Consider the following 16,466-nt stretch of genomic DNA (forward strand, 5'->3'; position numbering starts at 1 on the left):
GCCGGCCGGAGCAGGCCGGCCGGCGTTCGTGGGAGCCGGAGCACCGGGCGTTCGCCAGGGCGCGCGCGCCGCCCGACCCGTGGTCGGGGGCGTCACTCGGCGTCCGGTCAGACCTCGAGGACCTGACGACCGTTGTAGGTGCCGCAGACGGAGCAGGCGGCGTGCGGCAGCTTCGCGGACTTGCACTGCGGGCAGGCCACGGTCGCGACCGCCGCGGTCTTCCACTGCGCCCGGCGGGACCGGGTGTTGCTGCGCGACATCTTGCGCTTGGGGACGGCCACGGTTCTTACTCCTCTTTACGGGTCAGTTGCGACAGGCCCGCCCAACGCGGGTCGATCTGCTGGTGACTGTGGTCGGCCGGCAGCTCGTCCCGGTGCACCCCGCACTCGGGGCACAAGCCTGGGCAGTCCTCCCGGCAGCGCGGGTTGGTCGGCAGTGTGAGCACCACCGCGTCCCGCAGCGCCGGCTCCAGGTCGATCAGGTCTCCCTGCATCCGGCCCACCTCGTCCTCGTCGGTCGTGGTGTCCGTGGTGCTGTTCTCGTACGCGTACAGCTCCTGGATCCGCACGACCACCGAGTCGTTGATCTCGCGCAGGCAGCGCCCGCACTCGCCCCGGACGGGACCGCTGACGGTGCCCGAGACGAGCACGCCCTCGGACACCGACTCCAACCTCAGATCGAGGTCGAGGTCCGCGCCCTCCGGCACGCCGATCAACTCCACGCCGAGGTCCGCCGGTGCCGGCACCACCCGCTTGACCGTACGCAACGCACCAGGCCGGCGCGGCAGCTCCCTCGTGTCGAGGACCAGCGGCGACCTGGGGTTGAGTGGGGAAGGCGTGTGTTTGGGCATAGTCAGACTCCGGCCGGTGAGAGGCCGACAAACGAGGTTACCTGGGCGACCGCCGAACCGTCGAACCGGGGGCGACGCCCGCGCCGCCCTGCCGGCTGCTGTGGTGCCGGTCAGAAGGGTAGCGGGCGCTCCGCCTCGTCGCCGGCGAAGGTGCCGATCTCCCGCAGCGCGTGCATCTTGTCGCGCCCGCGCTCGATCGAGGCCAACGCCCGGGTGAGGAACTGCTCGAAGTTGGCCAGCGCGGTGTCGACGTAGTCGTCGACCTCCTCGCGCAGCCGCTGCGCCTCGGCGCGGGCCTCGGCGATGATCCGGGCGCCCTCGTGTTCGGCGGAGACTGTGATCTCGTTCACCGAGACCAGGCGGGCGTGTTCCGCCTCACCCTCGCTGATGATCCGGTCGGCCTCGCGCTTGCCGGCCTCCATGATCTTGTCCCGCTCCTCCAGCAGGGCGGCCGCCCGGCGCAGGTCGGCGGGGAGTTCGGCGCGCAACTCCTCCAGCGCCGCGATCATCTCACCCCGGTCGACCATGCAGTTGTTGCGCGACATCGGGACGGAACGGGCCGTCTCCACCATGGCGATCAGTTCGTCGATGCGGTCGAGCGGGTCCACCGGTACCTCACTCCTGTCGTTCGTACGGCCGACCTACATCATGCGGGCTGCGGCCCGGTTCCCGCTTCACCCATCATCACCCGCACCACCCACCACCGCCCCCACCACCTCCGGCGCGTCGCACGCGCCCGGTCCACGCGATCTTGCAGTTTCCGCCCCCGCATTTCACCCATCACGGGATGAAAGAGGGGCCGAATCGCAAGATCGCGGCGGGGGTGGGGCGGGGTCAGTCGCGGGGGAGGTTGGGGGTGAGGCGGGCCTGGAGGGCCTGGCGGACGACGTCGGGGACGTGGGCGGAGATGTCGCCGCCCCACTTGGCCACGTCCTTGACCAGGCTGGAGGAGAGGAACGAGTAGAGCGGGTTGGTCGGCATGAAGAGCGTCTCGACGCCGGCCAGCCCGATGTTCATCTGGGCCATCTGCAACTCGTAGTCGAAGTCGCTGACCGCGCGCAGGCCCTTGACCAGAACGCTCGCCTGCTGGGCGCGGCAGAAGTCGACCAGCAGCCCGCGGAACGACTCGACCCGTACGTTGTCGTACGAGGCGGTCACCTCGCGGAGCATGTCGATCCGCTCCTCGACGGTGAACAGGCCGCTCTTCGACTGGTTCACCAGCACGCCGACGATCACCTCGTCGAAGAGCCGGCTCGACCGGCCGATGATGTCGAGGTGTCCGTTGGTGACCGGGTCGAACGAGCCGGGACACACCGCACGTCTCATGATCGGCGACCGTACCAAAGGGTGGTCTCGCCGTATCGGCGACTTCGCTCGCCGGTGACACCCGGCACCCACTCGACCGGCCCGGTCCGGCTGGAGCGTTCCACCACAATCAGCGCGTCCGGGGCCAGCCAACCGCCGTCGACCAGCGCGGCCAGCATCGCGGTGACGTCGGCGTCCGGCACCGCGTACGGCGGGTCGGCGAAGACCACGTCGTACGGGCCGCCGTCCGGGCCGGCCGCCAGCACGGTGCCGACCTTCCCGGTGACCAGCCGGGCGGCCGGCGCGGCGCGCAGGGCGGCCACGTTCTCCCGGATCACCCGGGCGGCCCGCGGGTCGGACTCGACCAGCAGCACGTGCCCGGCACCCCGGGACAGTGCCTCCAGCCCGACGGCGCCGGAGCCCGCGTACAGGTCGGCGAAGCGGGCGCCGGTCAGGTCGATCTCGGCCTGCACGGCACTGAACAACGCCTCCCGAACCCGGTCGGACGTCGGCCGGGTACCCGCGCCGGGCGGGGCGGCGATCCGCCGCCCGCCGAGCGTCCCGGCCACGATCCGGGTCACCGTCTCCTCCTGCTCATGACCCCGACGCTACGCGAGGCCCGGGGACCCGCCGGCGACACCGTCGGTGTGCGCGTCGCGCCGCCTCGGCCACCCTTCGTATATCAATGATCTCGCATTCATAACATCATCCTTAGGTCCCGCTGAATGCTGTAACGCTCGCCACGATCTCGCTAGGGTCTGCCGGGTGTCGGCGGTGGACCGCCGGCCAACGGCACGGAGCGGCGCCCGCACCGGACGCGCGGCACGCGACTGCACCGACCGACCGCCCCACTCCGCGCCGACCCCCTTCAAGCTTCCTCACCCCGGGAGTACGCGTGATCCGTACCAGAGCGTCGCTGCGGCGACCACTGGCCGTGCTGGGGGCCGCCTTCCTCGGCCTCACCGCGGCCGTCGCGGTGGCCGCGCCGGCCAGCGCCCACCACACCACCATCACCGCCACCGCCGACTGTGACGGGCTCACCGGCGAGCGGGTGATCACCTGGACGGTGGAGAACAGCGAGCGGGACAAGGCGGCGACGCTGAAGACCGTCACCGCCGAGCCGTCCACCCCGGTGAACCTGGCGGCCGACACCAGCAAGCCGCTGGCGGGCGCCGTCATCCCCAAGGGCGGCTCGGTGCAGGCCGTGCAGCGGGTGCCCGGCGACACCGCCACGGCGCAGCTGACGGTCTACGCGCTGTGGATGAAGAACGGCCAGGACCGCACCAACGACGGCAGCATCAACCTGGGCGGCGACAAGCCCTGCACCCCCGCGCCGAAGTGCGTGGACGCCAGCAAGGCCAAGTACAGCCACACCTTCGACGGCCCGAAGGGCACCGCGACCGTCAAGCTCGACGGCGACCTGCCGCTGTGCGGCGAGGGCAAGCAGTGGTTCACGCTGGTGTCGTACTTCGCGCCGCGGCCGCAGTTCGCCACCCCGCAGTACGTCTACGGCACGCCGGACAGCGACTGGGTCGGCGGCACCCAGACCGAGATCGACCTGAAGGTCGACATCCCGGACTGCCACACCCAGGTGGACCTGATCTGGGGCGGCACCGACGAGATCATCGACCCGCTGGTCGAGGGCGGCAAGCGGTACGGCAACAAGAAGCTCGGTTCCAAGGGCACGCCCGGCAACCGGTCCACCGGCCCGCTGGGCGCGTACAACGGCGGTGACAAGAGCTGCACCACCCCGGCCGCGACCTTCGCGTCCAACTGCGACGGCACCGTCACCGTGTCGCTGAGCAACGACGGCAAGATCTCGAAGTACCCGGTCGAATTCGAGGTCCGGGGCGAGAACGGCTGGTCCACGAAGGTCACCGTCGAGCCGGGCAAGGCCGACAACGACACCGTGGTGCCGGCCGAGAACGCCGGCAAGGTCGAGGTGCTGGTCGACGGCAAGGTGATCGAGGACGGCAGCTACTCGTGGCAGCGTCCCGAGGACTGCCCGCTGCCCACCATCACCACCAAGGCCGACTGCGAGACCTTCACGCTGACCGCGACCAACCCGGAGGGTGGCCTGCCGGTCAAGGTGGTGTTCACCTACGGCAAGGAGACCGAGACCCGGACCGTGCAGCCGGGCGACTCGGAGACCGTCACCTTCAAGGCCGGCAAGGAGGAAACCGCGCTGGTCGTGCTGCCCGAGCTGGAGCTGGAGATGGAGGCCGTCTACGCCCCCGAGGGTGACTGCGGCGGTGGCGGCGGTGGCGAGGAGCCGGGCCTGCCGGTGACCGGTGCGGCGGCCGGCGGCATCGCCGCGGGCGCGGTCGCCCTGCTCGCCCTGGGCGCGGTGCTCTTCGTCGTCGCCCGGCGTCGGCGGGTGCGCTTCACCGCGTGAGCTGAGCCGAGCTGAGCGCTGAGGGCGCGTCGACCCACCCGGGTCGGCGCGCCCTCGTCATGTCCCGCCGTCACCGCACCGGCGGGCCACGCCCCAACCGCGACCAACCACCCACCGCACCGGCCGCACGGAACCCGCGGTCCACTGCGGGTCGACCGCGAAGCGCCACCCGACGGCCGCGGCCGGAAGGGGTGGCGGGATCAGCCCTTCTCCAGGTACTCCGCGCGTTCCTCGTCGACCAGGGCGGCCACCGAGGCGGCCAGCGCGGGGTGCCGGGTCAGCTCCGGATCCTCCTCCACCAGGGTGATCGCCTCGGCCCGGGCGTCGCGGATCAGGTCGGCGTCGCGCAGCAGGGAGAGCAGCCGCAGGTGCGAGCGGCGCCCGGACTGGGTCGCCCCCAGCACGTCGCCCTCGCGGCGCTGCTCCAGATCCAGTTCGGCCAGTTTGAAACCGTCGGTGGTGGACGCGACGGCGTCCAGCCGCTCCCGCGCCGGGCTGCCCTCGGCCGCCTCGGTGACCAGCAGGCAGAGCCCGGCGGCGGCGCCCCGGCCAACCCGGCCGCGCAGCTGGTGCAGCTGCGAGACGCCGAACCGGTCGGCGTCCAGCACGATCATCACGGTGGCGTTGGGCACGTCGACGCCGACCTCCACCACCGTGGTGGCCACCAGCACGTCGAGGTCGCCGGCCGCGAAGGAGCGCATCACCGCGTCCTTCTCGTCGGCCGGCAACCGGCCGTGCAGCACGCCGATCCGCAGCCCGTGCAGCGGCCCCTCGGCGAGCAGCGGCGCCACCTCGGTCACCGCCAGCGGCGGTCGCCGGCCGTTGTCGTCCACCGACGCCGGCCCCGGTTCGAAGTCCGGCGCCTCCGCGCTGGCCGCTCCGGCCCCGGACCCCGAATCGCCGATCCGCGGGCAGACCACGTACGCCTGGTGGCCGGCGGCCACCTCCTCGCGCAGCCGGCGCCAGGCGCGGTCCAGGAAGGCCGGCTTCTCGGCGGCCGGCACCACGTGCGAGGCGATCGGCGACCGGCCGCGCGGCAGCTGGGACAGCGTGGAGGTCTCCAGGTCGCCGTAGACGGTCATCGCCACCGTGCGCGGGATCGGGGTGGCGGTCATCACCAGCACGTGCGGCGGCTGCTCGGCCTTGGCGCGCAGCGCGTCGCGCTGCTCGACGCCGAACCGGTGCTGCTCGTCGACCACCACCAGACCCAGGTCGGCGAAGTCGACCCCCTCGTAGAGCAGGGCGTGGGTGCCGAGCACGATGCCGGCGGCGCCGCTGGCCACCTCGGCCAGCGCCCGCCGGCGCGCCACCGCGCCGAGCGAGCCGGTGACCAGCTCGACCCGGGTCGCGTGCTCGGCGGCGCCCAGCTCGCCGGCCCGGCCGAGCGGCCCGAGCAGGTCGAGCATGCCCCGATGGTGCTGGGCGGCGAGCACCTCGGTCGGGGCGAGCAGCGCGGCCTGCCCGCCCGCGTCGACCACCTGGAGCATCGCGCGCAGTGCCACCACCGTCTTGCCCGAGCCGACCTCGCCCTGCAGCAGCCGGTGCATCGGGTGCGGGGTGGCCAGGTCGGCGGCGATCTCGGCGCCCACGTCCCGCTGGCCGGGGGTCAGCTCGTACGGCAGCCGGGCGTCGAACGCGTCCAGCAGGCCACCCGAGCGCGGCGGGCGGGGCCGGGCGGGCCAGTCCGCGGCCCGGTGCTTGCGCTGCACCAGGGTCAGCTGCACGGCGAACGCCTCGTCCCACTTCAGCCGCCGCCGGGCCCGGTACAGGTCCTCCTTGCTGGACGGCCGGTGGATCTCGCGCAGCGCGGTGCCGAGCCCGACCAGGTTGCGGCTGGCCCGCACGGTGGCCGGCAGCGGGTCCTCCGGCGGGGTGAAGGTGTCCAGCACCACCCGCACGCAGCGGGCGATCACCCAGGTCGGTACCGCCGCGGCGGCCGGGTAGACCGGGATCAGCGCGCCGGCGAACTCCTCGATCTCCTCGCTGGCCGCCGCCTCGCCGTCGCCGCCCTCGCCGAGCAGCACGTACTCCGGGCCGTTGAGCTGCCGCTTGCCCCGGAACTCGGTGACCTTGCCGGCGAACAGCCCCCACCGGCCCGGACGCAGCTCCCGCTCCCGCCACGCCTGGTTGCCGAAGAAGGTCAGGGTGAGCAGGCCGCCGGAGCCGTCGCCGACGGTCACCTCCAGCAGGTTGCCCCGGCGCTGGCGCATCGGGCGTACGGCCGTGCGCTGCACCTGGGCCAGCACGGTGACCTGCTCGCCGACGTCCAGCGACCGGATGTCGGTGTGCTCGCCGCGCTCGTCGTAGCGGCGCGGGAAGTGGTAGACCAGGTCGCCGGCGGTGTGCAGGTCGAGGTGGCTGGCCAGCGCCTTCGCCGTCTTCTCGCCGACCAGCTTCTTCAGCGGCGTGTCCACCGTGGCCGTCTCGGGCATCACTCGACCCCCACCAGGAGCGGATAGTGCGGCTGGCCGCCCGGGTAGACCTGCACCTCCACGAACGGCCAGTGCCGCCCGACGTGCTCCCGCACCGCGTCGGCCAGCCCGTCCGGGGCCTCCGCCCCGGCGAGCAGGGTGACCAGCTCACCGCCGCCGCCGAGCATCCGGTCGACCACGGCGACGCAGGTGTCGAGCAGGTCGCCGCCGATCAGGTGCACCTCCCCCTCGACCAGCGCCAGCACGTCGCCCGGGCGGCACGGACCGGCCACGGTGAGCGCCTCCCGGCTGGCGTGGCAGACCTCGGCGTAGCGGCAGGCGCCGGCCGCCTCAGCCATCGCGATCACGTCGTCCTCGAAGCGCCGGCCGGGGTCGCGTACGGCCAGCGCCGCCAGCGCCTGCACCGGCGAGCGGGTCGGCACCACGCTGACCTTGACGCCGAGCCCGTGCGCCTCCCGGGCGGCGGCGCTCGCCACCGCCTGGGTGTTCGGGTCGTTGGGCAGCACCACCACCCGGGCGGCGCCGGTCGCCCGGATCGCGTCCAGCAGCTCGCCGGTGGACGGGTTGCCGGGCACCACGGTCGCGCCCTCGCCGCCGAACAGCTCGGCGATGCCCGCGCCGGTGGCCACCACCACGGCGGCCCGCCCGTCGGCCGCCACGGCCGGCGACACCGGTGCGACCTGGTCGGCGAAGCGGGTCACCGAGATCCGGTGCGGCCGACCGGCGACCACCCCCGCCTCGACCGCCGCGCCGACGTCGTTGACGTGCACGTGCACGTTCCAGGTGCCGCCGCCGTCGCCCACCACGACCAGCGAGTCGCCCAGCGCCGCCAGCTCGGCCCGCAGCCGGGCCACCGCCGGCTCGTCGGCGTCGAGCAGGAACTGCACCTCGTAGGCGTACTCGTCGGAGCCGGTCTCGCGGACGGCGACGGCCGGCTGGCGGGCCGCCGGCCGCGCGGGCGCCGGCCGCTGCGGGCTCTCTCCCGTGATCACCTCGACCAGGGCGTCGAGCAGCAGGCACAACCCCCGCCCGCCGGCGTCGACCACGCCGGCCCGGGCCAGCGCGGGCAGTTGCTCGGGGGTGCGGGCGAGCGCCCGGGACGCCTCGCCGGCCGCCGCCCGGGCGACCGCGCTGAGTTCGTCGCTGTCCGCCCGCTCGGCCGCCCCGGCGGCCGCGGCGACGACGCTCAGCAGGGTGCCCTCGACCGGGCTGGCGACCGCGGCGTAGGCGGCGGTGGCGGCGTCGCCCAGCGCCACCGCCAGCTCCCGGCCGCGCACCGTGGGCCGGGCCGCCAGCGCCTCGGCGAATCCGCGCAGGATCTGCGACAGGATCACCCCGGAGTTGCCCCGGGCGCCGAGCAGCGCGCCGCGCGCCATCAGCCGCAGCGCGTGACCGTGCGGGGTGGGCCCGTCGTCGGGGAGGGTGTCCAGATCCATGGCCAGCGCCTGCTGGGCGGAGGTGAGGGTGAGCACCAGGTTGGTGCCGGTGTCGCCGTCGGGCACCGGGTAGACGTTCAGGTCGTCGATCTCGCGCTGGTGCTGCTTGAGCGCGGCCAGCCCGCCCGCGCACCAGCGGCGGACCGCGGCGGCGTCGAGGGTGTCCAGCACGGCGTGAAGCCTACTGGCGCGCACCGACACCCGCCGGGCTCGGCCGGGCCGGCGCGGCGTGTCCCCGGTACGGCCGGCGGGCGGCTCGGGGCTACCCTTGCCGGGCGACCCGCCACGCCGCGGGCCGTTGCCCGCCGTTCCGGGCGTCGCCTGCCGGGCCGCACGACCGCGGCGACCGGGCCGGTTGGGCGGGGCGGCGGGTCATCGGGTAACCTGGCCAGGTTGCCCGGGCAGCGCCTGGCGGCGACCTCATGAACGTTTCAAACCCAGGAGTATCCCGTGGCTAGCGTGTGCGACGTCTGTGGCAAGGGGCCGGGCTTCGGCCACAACGTGTCCCACTCGCACCGGCGGACCAACCGCCGCTGGAACCCGAACATCCAGTCGGTGCGGACCCCGGCCGGTGGCGGCAACACCAAGAAGATGCAGGTCTGCACCTCGTGCATCAAGGCCGGCAAGGTCACCCGCGCCTGACGCGGTAACGCCGACCGACATACTCGCCAGCGCCGGCGGGCCCTCGTGGCCCGCCGGCTCTGTGTCGTTTCCGGGCACCGGCGTTGACCGGTACGCGACGCTGCGTCGACGCACCCGGACCGGTCCGGTTAGGGTCTGCGTGCGCCGGCCGTCCCCTTCCCCGGCGCGCACCCCGAGCACGGAGGACGACTGGTGCAGCTGGACCTTGGCCGAGACGAGATGATCATTGTCGGGGCGTCCCTCGGCATGCTCCGCTGGTACGCCGAGGAGCTGCCGGCCGGCTCCGTGGTCCTGATCGAGGAGCCGGACGTGATCCGGCGGCGCGGCATCGAGCAGCTCGCGGGCGAGCTGGCGTTCATCTCCCGGGTGGTGCCCGCGCGCTACCAGACCGGCCTGGACGCGGCCGCGCTGGTCGCCCGCGAACCGGGCCTGCGTTCCGCCCGGCTGGTGGTGCCCGGCCTGGAGTACGCGGTCGCCGGCGCCGCCCGGCTCGCCGCCGAACTCGGCCTGCCCGGCGCCGGGGCGGAGGCCGCAGACGTCTTCTCCGACAAGCACCGGATGCGGCTGCTCGCCGCCGACGCCCAGCTGGCCAACCCGGCGTTCGAGCTGGTCGGCACGGCCGCCGAGGCGGTGGCGTTCGCCGAGCGGCACGGCGGCCGGTGCGTGCTGAAGCCGACCCGCCGCTCCGGCAGCCTCGGCGTGCAGATCATCACCGACCCGGCGGAGATCGCCGACGCCTGGGCGGCCACCGCCTCGCCCGAGGCGCCGCCGGAGGCGACCGACGGGCTGCCCACCGGGGTGCTCGTCGAGCAGGTGCTGGCCGGGCCGGAGCACAGCGTCGAGCTGCTGGTCGCCGACGGCGAGGTGATCTTCGGCAACGTCACCGACAAGCGGGTGCTGCCCGGCCGGTGCCCGGTGGAGACCGGGCACACCGTGCCCACGGCCCTGCCCGTGGCCACCCGCCGGGAGCTGCTCGCGGTGGCGACCCGGCTGGCCACCGCCGCCGGCTTCCGCACCGGCGTGCTGCACAGCGAGTGGATCCTCGCCGACGGCCGGCCGACGCTGGTCGAGTGCGCGGCCCGGCTGCCCGGCGACATGATCACCGCGTTGATCTCGATCGCCTACGAGTGCGGGTTCATCGAGGCGTACCTGCGGGTGCTGCGCGGGGAGCGGCCGGAGCTGCGGCCGCGGCCGACCGGCGCGGCGGCGGTGGAGTTCCTGCTCGCGCCGCCCGGCACCGTCTCCGCCGTCGACGGGCTGCGCGACGCCCGCCGGGTGCCGGGGGTGCTGGACGTGCAGCTCGAGGTGGCGGTGGGTGACACCGTGACCGAGGTGACCTCGTCGTTGCGCCGCAGCGGCCACGTGCTTGCCTGGGGCATCGACGGCCCGGCCGCGACCGACGCCGCCGGCAAGGCCGCCGAGCAGATCCGGATCACCACCGGGTGACACCGCCACCGGCCGCTTCACCCCGGCCGGTGGCTCAGAGGGTACGGCCGAACGAGAGGCAGCCCGGCTCGTCCTTGTAGAAGCCGAAGTTCGGGATCCGCTCGTAGCCGGCCGAGGTGTACAACCCGATCGCCTCGGGCTGTCTGTCGCCGCACTCCAGGATCACCCGCTTGCGCCCCTGCTCGCGGGCGGACCGCTCGACCGCCGCCAGCAGCGCCCGGGCCACGCCCCGGCCACGCGCCGCGGGCGCGGTGTACATCCGCTTCAGCTCGGCGGTCCCCTCGCCGTGGCTGCGCCAGCCGCCGCAACCGACCGGCTCGCCGTCCAGGATGGCGATCAGGAACGCGCCGTCCGGCGGCTCGAACTCGGCGGCGTCGACCGGGGTGTCGTCGCCGCTGCCGCCGTACCGGGCGCCGAGGTCGGCCAGCGCGTCGCGGATCAGGCGCTGCGCCTCCGGGGAGTCGAAGCGCGCGGCGTGGATCTCGATCTCCGTCACGGAGTAAAGGGTACGACCGCGCGGGGTCCTTACCGGAAGTGGTCCCAGCCGGTGGCCCCCTGATAGGGCTCACCGTCGACGGTCACGCCCGCGCCGGCCACCACCCGCCCGATCGGCCGCCACTGCTCGGGCAGCGCCACCTCGGGCGGGAAGGTGGCGGCCAGGGCGTGGTCCTCACCACCGGCCAGCAGCCAGGTGTACGGGTCGACGCCGAGCGCCTGGGCCGCGTCGCGCATCTGCCGGGGCACCTCGAAGGCGTCCCGGCGCACGTCGATGCCGACCCCGCTGGCCTCCGCCACGTGTCCGAGGTCGGCGAGCAGCCCGTCCGACACGTCGATCATGGCGGTGGCACCCAGCCCGGCGGCCTGCGGCCCGGCCGCGTACGGCACCTCCGGCCGTCGGTACGCCTCGACCAGCAGCCGTGGCGTCCGGAAGCCCCGGGAGAGCACGGTGAGCCCGGCCGCCGCGTACCCGGTGCGGCCGGCCAGCGCGACCACGTCGCCCGGCCGGGCACCGGAGCGCAGCACCGGCGCCCGGCCGGCCAGGTCACCCAGGGCGGTCACCGCGATGGTCAGCGTGGGGCTGCCCGACATGTCCCCGCCGACCACGCTCGCGCCGACCGTCGCCGCCTCCGCCGCCAGCCCGTCGGCCAGTTCCTCGGCCCACCCGATGGCCAGGTCCGCGGGGATGCAGAGGGCGACCAGCAGGGCGGTCGGGGCGGCCCCCATGGCAGCGATGTCGGCCAGGTTCGCCGCCGCCGCCCGGTGCCCGACGTCCCGCGCGCCGGACCAGTCCCGGCGGAAGTGCCGCCCCTCCACCAGCACGTCGGTGCAGGCGACCACCCGCGCGTCCGGTGCGGCGACCAGCGCCCCGTCGTCCCCGGGCCCGAGCAGCACCGTCGAGCCGTACGACAGCCGGGCGGTGACCCGGTCGATCAGACCGAACTCGCCCACCCCCGCGACGCTCATGTCAGCACTCCGCTCCGCCGCATCACCGCGCTGAACCGGACGATCCGCTCGCACCACGCGCTCATGCCCGTATCTTCCCGCCGCCGGCCCCGCACCTCGGGCGCGCCGCGCCCGGTCCGACGCCCCCGGCCGCTCCTGCCGCGCTCGCTCACCGCTTCTCCTTGACCACCGATAGGGATCAGACCTGGTCCGTAAGGTACTTTCTCCTCTCGGGCCGCTCGCGGGCGGCGACGGACGGAGGTCGAGTCGTGGTACAGGCGTACATCCTCATCCAGACCGAGGTCGGCCGGGCGCGTGACGTGGCCGGCCTGATCGCGGACCTTGCCGGCGTGGTACGGGTCGACGCCGTCACCGGCCCCTACGACGTGGTCGTGCTCACCGAGGCGAACACCGTCGACGAGCTCGGCAAACTCATCGTCAGCAAGGTGCAGATGGTGCCCGGCATCACCCGCACCCTCACGTGTTCGGTGGTACGGCTTTAAGTGGACAAGATCACTGACTCTCCCCGCCCGGAGGCCGGCGGGGCGGACCGGCCCGCGTCCAAGGCGCCGGACGGGACCACCCGCCGCGCCGCGCTGATCGCGACGCTGGTCGCGCTTCCGGTCACCGTGGTGGTGGCCGGGCTCGCCTTCGCCCAGCTCGCGCCGGACGAGCCGGCCGCGTCGCCGAGCCCTTCGGCCACGGCCGCCCGCGCCCAGTCCACCGCGCCGGTCGAGATGGCCGCGCCGGCCCTGGCCGAGCGCCCCGCGACGGTGTGCCGCGCGCTGCTCTCCCAGCTCCCGTCGACCGTCCGTGACCTGCGGCAGCGTCCGGTCACCGCCGGCCCCGAGCAGAACGCCGCGTACGGCGACCCGGCGCTGACCGTGGCCTGCGGCGGCGCCGAGCCGGCCGTGGGCGACACCGACGACGTCTGGCTGGTCAACAAGGTCTGCTGGCACGCCGCCGAGCAGACCGACGCCACCGTGCTCACCACGCTGGACCGGGAGACCGCGGTCACCGTCCGGGTGCCGCGCGCCTACGAGCAGCCGCTGCAGTGGGTCGCGCCGATCGCCGACACCGTGGTCGCCTCGGTCCCGTCCGCCGGCGACGCACCCACCGGCTGCCAGGGCTGACCGACCTGCCCCTTCCCCCACCCCGCCGCAACCCCCGCGCCAACCGTCCTGTGCGCACGTTCACTGAATGAGTGGCTTTCCGCGCTCGGGAGGCCACTCGTTCAGTGAACGTGCGGGGGCCGGGCGAGGCCGTGCGGGGGCCGGATCGCGCGGGGGCGGGGGCCGGCGCGTGAGGTGGGATCAGTGGAGGCCGACGCCGCGGGTCAGGGCGGTGCGGATGAGGCGGTCGACCAGCTTCGGGTACTCCAGGCCGGAGGCCGCCCACATCCGCGGGAACATCGACGTCGGCGTGAAGCCGGGCATCGTGTTGATCTCGTTGAGGTAGACGTCCAGCTCCGGGGTGACGAAGAAGTCGACCCGGGCCAGCCCGGCGCAGTCGAGCGCGGCGAAGGCGCGCACCGCGTACTCCTGGACCTGCCGGGTCACCCGGTCGGGCAGGCCGGCCGGGATGTCGTACTCGCAGGCGTCGTCGAGGTACTTGGCCTCGAAGTCGTACCAGTCGTGGTCGGCGACCACCCGTACCTCGGCGAGCACGGACGCCTCCGGCGCCCCGCCGGCCTCGCCCTCCAGCACCCCGCACTCGATCTCGCGGCCGACGATCGCCCCCTCGACGAGCACCTTCGGGTCGATCTGCCGGGCGGTGGCGACGGCGGCGTCCAGGTCGGCCCAGTCGTCGACCTTGGTGATGCCGAACGACGACCCGGCCCGGGACGGCTTGACGAAGACCGGCAGGCCGAGCCGCTCCTTGTCCTCCTCGCTGAGCGTCATCCCGTTGCGCAGCACCGCGTACGGGCCGACCGGGATGCCCTCGACGGCGCAGAGCTTCTTGGTGAACTCCTTGTCCATCGCGGCGGCGGAGGCGAAGACGTTCGCCCCGACGTACGGGATGCCGGCCATCTCCAGCATGCCCTGGATGGTGCCGTCCTCGCCGTACGCGCCGTGCAGCACCGGGAAGACCACGTCCACGTCGGCCAGCGCCCGGGGGCCCTCGGTCGGGTCGAGCACCATCAGCCCGTTGCCGGTCGGGTCGGCGCGCAGCACGACGTCGGTGCCGGACTCGGCGGTGATCTCCGGCAACCGGCGCGAGTTGATCGCCAGCTGCGACGGGTCGCCGCTGGTCAGCACCCACTGCCCGGCCCGGGTGATGCCGACCGGCACCACCTCGAACTCGTCCGGGTCCAGCGCGCCGAGCACGCTGCCCGCGCTGACGCAGGAGATGCCGTGCTCCGGGCTGCGGCCGCCGAAGACGATCGCCACGCGGGTCTTGCCTGGGGTGGTCACTCCGGTCACCTCTCGGTACGCGACTGCGGGCTGGCGCTCACCCGGTTGACCTTACTGTGCGTGGCCGGAACCCGATGCCGATACCCGGGGAGATGCGGCGGGCCAGGACAACCGGTCACCGAGCGCTTTACGGTGCGTAATCGGGCGTGCGGCCGTTGCGGCCCTGGTCGGACCTGCCCGACGGGCGCGGGGGCGAGGGTACGCCGGCATCGCGGGGCGCCCACTACGCTGCTCGTCCTATGAGCCCTGATCCCCTCATCGCCTCGCTCTCGGCGGCCCTCGACGCCCGCCCGGACGACCTGCCGCTCCGACTGCACCTCGCCGCGCTGCTGCTCGACGCCGGCCGGGCCGGCGAGGCGATCGCGCAGATCGGGCAGGCGCTGGCCCGGGATCCGGGCAACGTCGAGGCACAGGCGCTGATGCAGCGGGCGCTGGCCGGCGCCGTACCGCCGGCCCCGCAGTCGGCGGCCCCGCAGTCGCCGCCGGCCCCGGCCGCGCCGGCACAGCGGCCCGCGCCGGCCGGGCCGGACGTGCCGCCGGCCGCCGGCGGGTCCGACCCGCTGGCCGCCTACGAGCAGGAACTCGCCGACATCGTGCCGCCGCGCTTCGCCCGGGCCGGCGACGAGCCCGAGCCGGTGACCGGCGACGCCGACCGGGTGTACGACGTGGAGGTCTCCGGGATCCGGCTGGCCGACGTGGGCGGCATGACGGCCGTGAAAGAACGGCTGGAGCTGGCCTTCCTCGGCCCGCTGCGCAACCCCGAGCTGCGCAGGATGTACGGCAAGAGCCTGCGCGGCGGGCTGATGCTCTACGGCCCGCCCGGCTGCGGCAAGACCTTCCTGGCCCGGGCGGTGGCGGGTGAGATGGGCGCCAAGTTCATCTCGCTGTCCATCGTGGACGTGCTCGACATGTGGATGGGCAACTCCGAGCGCAACCTGCACGAGCTGTTCCAGGCCGCCCGGCGCAACGCGCCCTGCGTGCTCTTCCTCGACGAGATCGACGCGCTCGGCCACAAGCGTTCCCAGGTCAGCTCCAGCTCGATGCGGACGCTGGGCAACCAGTTGCTCGCCGAACTGGACGGCATGGAGGGCAACAACGAGGGCGTCTTCGTGCTGGCCGCCACCAACACCCCCTGGGACGTGGACCCGGCGCTGCGCCGGCCGGGCCGGCTCGACCGGGTGGTGCTGGTGCTCCCGCCGGACGCCGACGCCCGCCGGGCCATCCTCGAGTACCACCTGCGGGACCGGCCGATCGCCGGGATCGACCTGCGCAAGCTGATCGCGGCGACCGAGGACTTCTCCGGCGCCGACCTGGCGCACCTCTGCGAGACGGCGGCCGAGTTCGCGATGGCCGACTCGGTACGCACCGGCGAGGTGCGGATGATCGAGCAGCGGGACCTGGAGCGGGCGCTGAAGGAGGTGCGGCCGTCGACCCGGCCGTGGATGGCCACCGCCCGCAACGTGGCCATGTTCGCCAACGAGGGTGGCGTCTACGACGACCTGGTGGCGTACCTGAAGCGGCGCAAGATGCTCTGAGCGCGGGGCGGCCCGGCGGGGCGCCAAGCCGCGCCGGGCCGCCCCGCCGGGCTCTCTCCGCGCGGGTGCCGCGCGGCCTGTCACCGCGCGGGTGCCGCGCGGACCGGAACTCACCCGTGGGCGTGCCGCCGGCCGATGGCGATCACCTTGACCCGCTGCCGGCCGGCCCGCACCATGCCCAGCGCCATGAACGCGCCGGCGATCCGGTCGGCCGCCTCCCGGTTGTTCGCGCCGACCACCTGGCGGCGCCGCTCGGGACAGGTCCGCTCGTTGCGCCAGTTGCCGTCGATCGGACGGACGTCCGTGAGCACCACCAGGAACCGGGTCATCGCCGGCCGCCGGCGCGCTCGGCGGGTTCCTGCTGACCAGTACGCACGTCGAGTCCCTTCCGGTGTGCTGCCGCCCAGGTGGCGTGGCACGCGGCGATCGGGTACGGGGGAGAAACCCGACCGCCGCGCGCCCCATCCCCTCCGGTCGCTCACCACCGCCGTCGCCACGACAACCGGCGGTGAGGACGCGATGACAGATTGACACCTTCGCAGCAATGAATGCAACTCTCATCGGCGTT

General features: G+C 74.1%; 17 protein-coding genes. 6 read left to right on the top strand and 11 right to left on the bottom strand.

Translation table 11 applies throughout. The features are described from left to right. Positions 1 to 107: 107 nt before the first annotated feature. The 5 genes from rpmF to rsmD form a co-directional block, all read right to left on the bottom strand. Entirely contained in the window at positions 108 to 281 is a 174-nt protein-coding gene (gene rpmF / locus FHX32_RS25185; protein ID WP_012181392.1) for a 50S ribosomal protein L32, read from the bottom strand. A 5-nt stretch (positions 282 to 286) separates the two neighbouring features. Next, a complete protein-coding gene (locus FHX32_RS25190) occupies positions 287 to 850 on the bottom strand; it encodes a YceD family protein (protein ID WP_109906107.1) in 564 nt (187 codons plus the stop codon). A 110-nt stretch (positions 851 to 960) separates the two neighbouring features. Continuing rightward, entirely contained in the window at positions 961 to 1,458 is a 498-nt protein-coding gene (locus FHX32_RS25195) for a hypothetical protein (RefSeq protein ID WP_109906109.1), read from the bottom strand. Positions 1,459 to 1,684: 226 nt separating this feature from the next. Next, positions 1,685 to 2,176, bottom strand: coding sequence for a pantetheine-phosphate adenylyltransferase (coaD, locus tag FHX32_RS25200; protein WP_167188093.1), 492 nt, complete (start codon positions 2,174 to 2,176; stop codon positions 1,685 to 1,687). Beyond that, positions 2,173 to 2,736 carry a 16S rRNA (guanine(966)-N(2))-methyltransferase RsmD gene (gene rsmD / locus FHX32_RS25205; RefSeq protein ID WP_167188096.1) on the bottom strand — a complete coding sequence of 188 codons (564 nt, stop codon included), beginning with the start codon at positions 2,734 to 2,736 and terminating at the stop codon, positions 2,173 to 2,175. The genes coaD and rsmD overlap by 4 nt, the downstream gene beginning before the upstream one ends. Before the next feature lie 314 nt (positions 2,737 to 3,050). Here rsmD and FHX32_RS25210 point away from each other — a divergent pair, with 314 nt between their 5' ends. Continuing rightward, positions 3,051 to 4,550 (top strand): cell wall anchor protein, encoded by a 1,500-nt coding sequence (locus FHX32_RS25210; RefSeq protein WP_167188099.1) that lies wholly within the window; start codon positions 3,051 to 3,053, stop codon positions 4,548 to 4,550. 200 nt (positions 4,551 to 4,750) lie between these two features. Here FHX32_RS25210 and recG read toward each other — a convergent pair whose 3' ends face one another. Next, a complete protein-coding gene (gene recG / locus FHX32_RS25215) occupies positions 4,751 to 6,982 on the bottom strand; it encodes an ATP-dependent DNA helicase RecG (RefSeq protein WP_208419186.1) in 2,232 nt (743 codons plus the stop codon). Then, complete coding sequence (locus FHX32_RS25220; RefSeq protein WP_167188106.1) at positions 6,982 to 8,589, bottom strand: DAK2 domain-containing protein; 1,608 nt, start codon at positions 8,587 to 8,589, stop codon at positions 6,982 to 6,984. Before FHX32_RS25220 ends, recG begins: the two co-directional genes overlap by 1 nt. Before the next feature lie 279 nt (positions 8,590 to 8,868). Here FHX32_RS25220 and rpmB point away from each other — a divergent pair, with 279 nt between their 5' ends. Both rpmB and FHX32_RS25230 read left to right on the top strand, forming a co-directional pair. Then, positions 8,869 to 9,060, top strand: a complete 192-nt coding sequence (gene rpmB / locus FHX32_RS25225; RefSeq protein WP_088963534.1) for a 50S ribosomal protein L28 — start codon at positions 8,869 to 8,871, stop codon at positions 9,058 to 9,060. Positions 9,061 to 9,252: 192 nt separating this feature from the next. Continuing rightward, the gene (locus FHX32_RS25230) at positions 9,253 to 10,506 is read left to right on the top strand and encodes an ATP-grasp domain-containing protein (RefSeq protein ID WP_167188110.1); all 1,254 of its coding nucleotides are present in this window, start codon (positions 9,253 to 9,255) and stop codon (positions 10,504 to 10,506) included. Between the two features lie 34 nt (positions 10,507 to 10,540). Here the strand turns inward: FHX32_RS25230 and FHX32_RS25235 are convergent, their stop codons facing one another. Together FHX32_RS25235 and FHX32_RS25240 are read right to left on the bottom strand one after the other, a co-directional pair. After that, on the bottom strand, positions 10,541 to 11,002 hold the full coding sequence (locus tag FHX32_RS25235; protein ID WP_167188113.1) for a GNAT family N-acetyltransferase: 462 nt from the start codon (positions 11,000 to 11,002) through the stop codon (positions 10,541 to 10,543). Between the two features lie 29 nt (positions 11,003 to 11,031). After that, positions 11,032 to 11,970, bottom strand: coding sequence for a thiamine-phosphate kinase (locus tag FHX32_RS25240; protein ID WP_167188116.1), 939 nt, complete (start codon positions 11,968 to 11,970; stop codon positions 11,032 to 11,034). Positions 11,971 to 12,218: 248 nt separating this feature from the next. On the opposite strand from FHX32_RS25240, the gene FHX32_RS25245 reads away from it, so the two are divergent. Beyond that, positions 12,219 to 12,452, top strand: a complete 234-nt coding sequence (locus FHX32_RS25245; protein ID WP_013284547.1) for an Lrp/AsnC ligand binding domain-containing protein — start codon at positions 12,219 to 12,221, stop codon at positions 12,450 to 12,452. Positions 12,453 to 12,461: 9 nt separating this feature from the next. After that, positions 12,462 to 13,082: a DUF3515 family protein gene (locus FHX32_RS25250; protein ID WP_167189238.1), complete on the top strand. Its 621-nt coding sequence runs from the start codon at positions 12,462 to 12,464 to the stop codon at positions 13,080 to 13,082. 180 nt (positions 13,083 to 13,262) lie between these two features. On the opposite strand, the gene FHX32_RS25255 is transcribed toward FHX32_RS25250, so the two are convergent. Further along, positions 13,263 to 14,363 carry a D-alanine--D-alanine ligase family protein gene (locus FHX32_RS25255; protein WP_167188119.1) on the bottom strand — a complete coding sequence of 367 codons (1,101 nt, stop codon included), beginning with the start codon at positions 14,361 to 14,363 and terminating at the stop codon, positions 13,263 to 13,265. A 239-nt stretch (positions 14,364 to 14,602) separates the two neighbouring features. Between FHX32_RS25255 and FHX32_RS25260 the strand changes: the two genes are divergently transcribed. Then, entirely contained in the window at positions 14,603 to 15,898 is a 1,296-nt protein-coding gene (locus tag FHX32_RS25260) for an ATP-binding protein (RefSeq protein WP_167188123.1), read from the top strand. Positions 15,899 to 16,008: 110 nt separating this feature from the next. On the opposite strand, the gene FHX32_RS25265 is transcribed toward FHX32_RS25260, so the two are convergent. Continuing rightward, a complete protein-coding gene (locus FHX32_RS25265) occupies positions 16,009 to 16,227 on the bottom strand; it encodes a hypothetical protein (RefSeq protein WP_167188126.1) in 219 nt (72 codons plus the stop codon). Positions 16,228 to 16,466: the final 239 nt, after the last annotated feature.

It is taken from the genome of Micromonospora sp. CNZ280 (assembly GCF_011759515.1).